Genomic DNA, 7,263 nt, shown 5'->3' with positions numbered 1-7,263 from the left:
ACCCATGAGCCGGTGGCGGTGGTGGGTATGGGGTGTCGTTTTCCGGGGGGTGTGGTGTCTCCGGGTGGGTTGTGGGATTTGGTGGTGGGTGGGGTGGATGCGGTTTCTGGTTTTCCGGTTGATCGTGGTTGGGATGTGGAGGGTCTTTTTCATCCTGATCCGGATCATCCGGGGACGTCGTATGCGCGGCATGGTGGGTTTGTTCGGGGTGTGGCGGATTTTGATGCGGGGTTTTTTGGTATTTCGCCGCGTGAGGCGGTGGCGATGGATCCTCAGCAGCGGTTGTTGTTGGAGACGTCGTGGGAGGCGGTGGAGCGGGCGCGTATTGATCCTCGGTCGTTGAGGGGGAGTAGGACGGGGGTTTTTGCGGGTGTTATTCATAATGGGTATGGTCCGGTTTTGCATGAGGCGTCGGATGGGGTTCAGGGGTTTTTGCTGACGGGTAATACGCCGAGTGTTGCGTCGGGTCGTATTGCGTATGTGCTGGGTTTGGAGGGGCCGGCGTTGACGATTGACACGGCGTGTTCGTCGTCGTTGGTGGCGTTGCATCAGGCGTGTGTGGCGTTGCGTCGGGGTGAGTGTGATCTGGCGTTGGCGGCGGGTGCGACGGTGATGCCGCATCCGGGGATGTTTGTGGAGTTCAGTCGTCAGCGGGGGTTGGCGGCGGATGGTCGGTGTAAGCCTTTTGGTGCGGGTGCTGATGGGACGGTGTGGGGTGAGGGTGCTGCGTCGTTGGTGGTGGAGCGGTTGAGTGATGCGGTGCGTTTGGGGCATCCGGTGTTGGCGGTGGTTGCGGGTTCTGCGGTGAATCAGGATGGGGCGAGTAATGGGTTGACGGCGCCGAGTGGGCGGGCGCAGGAGCGGGTGATTGCGGCGGCGTTGCGGGATGCGGGGGTTTTGGCGTCTGAGGTTGATGTGGTGGAGGCGCATGGGACGGGGACGGCGTTGGGGGATCCGATTGAGGCGGGGGCGTTGTTGGCGACGTTCGGTGCGGGTCGTGAGCGTCCTTTGTTGTTGGGGTCGTTGAAGTCGAATATTGGTCATACGCAGGCTGCTGCGGGGTTGGCTGGTGTGATCAAGATGGTGATGGGGATGCGGGCGGGTTTGGTGCCTGCGTCGTTGCATGCTGAGGTTTTGTCGGAGCATGTGGACTGGGGTTCGGGGAGTGTTGAGGTTCCGGGGGAGTTGGTGGGGTGGCCGGGTTCGGGCCGGCGGCGTGCGGGTGTGTCGGCGTTCGGTATCAGTGGGACGAATGCGCATGTGGTGTTGGAGGAGGTTCCGGAATCTGTGGTGGGGGGCCGGCGGTCGGGGTCGGCTGCTCCGGTTTCCGCTTCCGCGGGTTCGGGGGTTGCCCTTCCGGACTCGGATTCGGATTCGGGTTCGGGGCCGGTGGTGTGGAGTTTGTCGGCTGTTTCGGATGTGGCGTTGCGGGCGCAGGCGGCTGGTCTGCGGGTGTTTTTGGAGGAGCGGCCGGAGGTGTCGCCGGCGGATGTGGGGTGGTCGCTGGCCACGACGCGTGCGTTGTTCGATCACCGGGCCACCGTGGTGGGAGAGGACCGGACCGAACTCCTCACCGGACTCGAAGCACTCGCCCGGGGCGAGGAGGCCCCGCAGTTGGTCCAGTCCGGCCCGGGCCACGGCAGGACGGCGTTCCTGTTCTCCGGACAGGGTGCACAACGCGCTGGCATGGGAGCGGATTTGTACCGCACCTACCCTGTCTTCGCCGAGGCCCTGGATGAGATCTGCGGCCATTTCGACGCGCATCTCGACCGCCCGCTGCGTGAACTGATGTTCGCTGCTCCGGGATCCGGGGACGCGGAGCTGCTCCATCGCACGGCATACGCCCAGCCCGCCTTGTTCGCCCTGGAGACCGCCCTCTACCGGCTCGTCCGGTCCCTGGGTCCCGTCCCCGACTTCCTCATCGGTCACTCGGTGGGGGAGATCAGTGCGGCGCACGTCGCCGGAGTTCTGACCCTGGCGGACGCATGTCTTCTCGTCGCCGCCCGCGCCCGGCTCATGGAGGCCGCGCCCGACGCCGGAAGCATGATCGCGATCGAGATCAGCGAGGGGGAGATGCGCGGCTGCCTCGGAGAGTTCGACGACAGCGCCACCGTCGCCGCCGTGAACTCACCCCGTTCCGTCGTGATCTCGGGGGAGGACGTGACCGTCGAGAAGGTCGCCGCCTACTGGGAAGCACGGGGCCGGCGGACCACTCGCCTGCGCGTGAGCCACGCCTTCCACTCCATGATGATGGACGGTGTCCTGGACGAGTTCCGTGCCGTGGCCGGCACCGTCGCCTTCAGCCCGCCCCGCATACCCGTGGTCTCCAACCTGACGGGCAGGCTCGCTGCCGCCGACGAGCTGTGCTCCCCCGACTACTGGACCCGACAGCTGCGGCACGCCGTCAGGTTCATGGACGGGGTGAACAGCCTGTTCGCGGAGGGGGTGACCACCTTCCTCGAACTCGGCCCCGACGCCACCCTCACCGCTCTGGTCCAGGACTGCGTCACGGGCACCGGCCCCGCGCCGACCCTGACGGCCGTGCTCCGGCGGGACCGGCCGGAGACACGAACGCTCGCGATGGCGCTCGCCGAGGCCCATGTCGCCAACACCGCCGTGCCGCGCCCCGCCCTCGGCCACGCCGCCGCCACAGGCCTGGTCGACCTGCCCACGTACCCCTTCCAGGGCCGCCGCTACTGGCTGGAGGGCCCGGACGCGGTCCGCCGCCCGGCCGGCGGACGGCGCGGATCCCAGGACCATCCGCTGCTCGGCGCGGGCATCGAGCTCGCCGTCCCGGGCGACCGCTGGTTCTCCCAGGAGCTCTCCGCCGATCGGCCCTGGTTCGTCCGCGAGCACCGCGTCTCGGGACGATCCGTGCTGCCCGGCAGCGCGATGCTCGAGTGGGCACTGGCCGCCGTACGGTCCACGACTCACTCCGAGCCTGCCGCCTGGACGCTGCGGGACGTGACCTTCAACGAGTTCATGCCGTTCCCGGACGACGGAACCGCGCTCACCGTGCAGGCCGTGGCCGAGGCGACCGCGCGCGCCCACCGGGTGCGCTGCCTCAGCAGGCGGGCCGGGCACGGGGCCCCGGACGCACCCGAGGGAGGCTGGACCGAGCACGCCACCGTGGCGAGCGCCGGCCCCGGCGAGCGGCCGCGGCCGGTCCCTGTGGACAAGCTCGGCCCGACGGCGACCACGACCGAGCATGCCACCGGGCGCCTGTACGACTCCTTCCGGAGCGTCGGCCTCGACTACGGGCCGGCCTACCGTGCGCTGCGCCGCGTCCGGCGCGACGGAGACCGTGCGGACGCGCTGATCGTCTCCGAAGAGGCCGCCCGGGACGAGGGCACCTATCTGCTGCACCCGGTCGTACTCGACGCCTGCTTCCAGATGGTGGTGGCGTTCACCGCCGACGACGACACGCTGCGCGTACCCGCCTCCGTCGACCGGATCGACGTCTACGGGCCGCTCCCGGCCCGGGTCGAGTGCCACGCTCATCGGCGCGGGACGACGGTCTCCGGGGAGGTGTCGCTGGACCTGGAGGTGTCCTCGGAGAGCGGCGAAGTCCTGGCAACCGTGGAGGGGTTGAGCTTCCGTGCGGTGCCTCGGTCCGTGATCGGTGCCGCGACGAGCCTCTCTCCCCGCCGCTATGCGCTGACGTGGCAGGCCCGGCCCGACCGGTCCGGGACCTCGGCCGCCCCGCGTGTGCGGGCCGGCACCTGGCTCGTGTGCGGAACGGACCCCACGGCGACCGTCGCCTGGTCCGACCGGTTGGCCGCGCTCGGCGTCACGGCCACCCCCCTGGTCGCTGGTGCCGCCGCGCCGCAGGCGGACTCCCGTGTGCTCCATGCGGACGCCGACTCCGACAGTGACGTGCAGCGGATGCTCGACACGGTTCGCGGCGACACGGGACAGCCCGTCGCCGGACTGATCCTGTTCGCGGAGCCCGGCGTCGCCGGAGCCGACGAGATCGTCGAGGCCACGTACCGGCTGGCCCGCCGGACGACCATACTGCTCGCCGGTTTTCTGCGGGCCTTCGCGGCCGGACATCCGGACATCGTCATCTGCTCGGCTGGAGCGGCGGTGCCGGACGGCGCGGTTGCCGGCGGCCGGGCGCCCGAGCTCGCACAGTCCGTCCTGACCGCCCTGACCCGGTCGGTCACCGCCGAGTACCCGGACCTGAGCTGCGTACAGGTCGACCTCGACCCCGCGGCTCCGGTGCCCGCCCCCGCGGAGATCCTCGGCCAAGTGTCGGCACTCGACGGCTCGGGGCATCTCGCGGTGCACGACGGACGGTGGTACGAGGCCCGCCTGCGCGACGAGGAACAGGACGGAGCGGTGGCCGGCGAAGCGTCACGAGCCGCCGCGCAGGACCCGGTGGCGGTTCGTGGCGGCGCCACCTACCTGATCACCGGCGGTCTGGGCGGCCTCGGTCTGGCCACCGCCGCCTGGCTGGCCGGCAAGGGTGCGGAGTGTCTGCTGCTCGTCGGCCGTACGCTGCCCGCCGGGACGCCGCCCGAGGTGGCGGCACTGCGGGCGCGCGGGGTGCGTGTCGAACTCCGGGCCGCCGACGTGGCGGACACAGCCGGCGTCGAGGACGTCCTGGCGTACGCGCACAGCGAACTGCCGCCGCTGCGCGGCGTGGTGCACGCGGCCGGGATCAACGCCGAGGGCGTCCTGGAGCGGGCCGACTGGTCACAGCTCAGCCGGGTGATGGACCCGAAGGTCAGGGGAGCCTGGAACCTGCACCTCCGTACGCAGGATCTCGACCTCGATTTCTTCGTCCTCTACTCGGCCATGGGGGCGCTGATCGGCCTGGCCGGGCAGCCGGGCTACCTGATGGCGAACACCTTCCTGGACGCGCTTGCCGGTCACCGCCGGCACCGAGGGCTGCCCGCCCTGAGCGTGGCCTGGGGAGCATGGGCGGACACGGGCATGGCGGTCGACGGGGGCCTCGTGGAGCGGTTCGCCGCATCGGGTATCCACGGCATGCCGGCCGACGAGGCCCTGGCCGCCCTCGACAGTGTTCCCGCGGACGGTCCCGCGCACGTCGCGCTGGCCTCCGTCGACTGGCGGCGGTATGCGGCCGCCGGCAGCCGGCGGCTTCCGGACACGCTGCTCGGCGACGTCGTGCCGCTCGGCCCGCTGGCGGCCGCCGATACCGGGACGGGCGCGGACAGCGGGCCCGACCTGGCCGAACTGGTCCTCGCCCGGCCCGAGGAGGCCCAGGAGGCCGCCCTCGACCGGCTGCTGGACGTGGTCGCCGTGCTCCTCGGGATGTCCGCGAAGGAGCGGGACGCGATGCGCCCCACCTTCCGGCACCGGCGCCTCAACGAGCTGGGCTTCGACTCGCTGACCACGATCCGGCTCCGCAACCGGCTGCGCGCCGACTTCTCCGCCGACGTGTCGGCGGACTTCCTCTTCGGAGGCGGTACGGCCGAGGAGATCGCCGAGCTGATCTGCCGGCAGCTGACGACCATGAGCGTGCTCGCCACCGACGACGTGCTGGACGACGGCGCGGAGACCGAGGTGCTGACGCTGTGACCGTCCTGGTCCCATCTCGACTGCCCGGTGACGGGCATCCCCTACGACTCGTCAACTGGCGGACAAGGAGAAACCGCTGTGTCTGAAAGCGGATCCCGCTCGGTCCCGTCCCTGCTCGACGATCTTGCCCGGGCGGGCATCAGACTGCGGCTCGCACCGGGGGACCGGATCGAGGTGATCGCTCCCAAGGGAGGGCTCACCGGCGATCTCCGGGAGCGGATCGGTCAGCACAAGCAGGAGCTCATCGCATGGCTCGACGGCGCCCGGACCCGCCGGGAGCAGGAGGCCGAGCTGCCGGCCCTCACACCGGACGAGAAGCATCTGTACGAGCCGTTCGCCCCGTCGGACCTCCAGATGTCGTTCATCATGGGCGGCAGGGAGGGGTTCGAGTACTACGTGCGGCCGCACCAGTACATGGAGTACGACCTCGCCGAGGCGGACCCCGGGCGTCTGGAGAAGGCGCTCAACCAGGAACTGGAGTACCAGCGGCGGAATCTGGTCGTGGTCCGGGAGGATCTGCGGCTCCAGACGGTCCGTGACCCGGGCCCCGCCCGGATCGAGGTGTTCGACGTCCGCCACCTGGACGCGGACCGGGCGCAGGCACACGTCGAGCGGGTCCGCGACTCGATGAAGCGCCTGGAGCCCGCGCACGACCGGTGGCCCTGGGTGGACATGAGGGTCAGCCTGCTGCCGGACGGCGCCGCCAAGCTCCACTACAACAACAACAACCTCTTCAGCGACGCCCCGGCGACCCTGCGGTTCATCAGCGCCGTGCTGCGGCGTTACGAGAATCCCGGGGAGTCCCCGCCCGAACTGGAGATCAGCTACCGGGACTGCGTGCTCGCCCTGGCCGAGCTGGAGGAGTCCCCGCTCGGCCAGGCGTCGAAGAAGTACTGGACCGACCGGATCGCCGACTGGCCCGCCGCACCGGAGATACCGCTGGCGAGCGGCGCCGATCCGCGACGGCGTTCCCGGCTGGAACGCCGGGAACTGCTCTTCCCGCCCGACGTCTGGGCATCGCTCAAGGAGAAGGCCGCCTCGCGCAACCTCACCACGACCAACGTGCTGTGCGGCGTGCACGCGGAGGTTCTGGCGTTCTGGAGCGGGTCCCGCCACTTCCTGCTCAACAACATGATCACCCACCGGCTCCCCCTGCACCCGCAGATGAGCGAGGTGTTCGGCAACTTCGCCTCCCTCTACCCGCTGGAGATCGACTGGCGGCACGAGGAGGGCTTCGAGGACCGGATCCGCCGTCTCCAGGCCCAGGTCCTCTCCGATGTGGAACACGTCTACTGGAGCGGCGTGAAGGTGCTCCAGGCGCTCAACCAGCACCGCCGCACGCCGGGCAAGGCCGTCTGCCCGTACGCCGTCGGAAGCGCGCTGTTCGTCGGGGCGGCCGAACGTCCTGTGCACAGCCTGCTGGAGACACCGCAGACACTCATCGACTGCGAGTTCTGGGACCTGCGGGACGGCAGCCTGTGGGTCATCTGGGACGTCATCGAGGACATGTTCCCGCCAGGGCTCATCGACGCCATGCAGGAGGGCTACCGCAGCATCGTCATGCGGCTCGCCGAGAGCGACGAGGCATGGCAGGAACGGGCGTTCGACCTGCTCCCCGACGCGCAGCGCGTCCGGCGGGCCGCGCTCAACGCCCCGTCCGGGCCGGTGCCCCCGGGGCTGCTGCACGACTCCCTCGCCCGGCAGGCGGCCCGGCAG

The 7,263-nt window shown here is 70.2% G+C and carries 2 protein-coding genes; both read left to right on the top strand.

All coding sequences use genetic code 11. The annotated features are described in order from the left end of the window. Positions 1–5,547 (top strand): type I polyketide synthase (locus ACRDP3_RS21475; RefSeq protein WP_431518615.1); only part of this gene is annotated, 5,547 nt, incomplete at its 5' end. Positions 5,548–5,625: 78 nt separating this feature from the next. Further along, positions 5,626–7,263: condensation domain-containing protein (locus ACRDP3_RS21470; protein WP_431518614.1), on the top strand; the 1,638-nt coding region annotated here is incomplete at its 3' end.

It is taken from the genome of Streptomyces sp., assembly GCF_050698815.1.
Taxonomy (GTDB): domain Bacteria; phylum Actinomycetota; class Actinomycetes; order Streptomycetales; family Streptomycetaceae; genus Streptomyces.
Note: the sequence above shows the minus strand (reverse complement) of the source record. Positions and strands in the feature narration are given on the sequence as shown.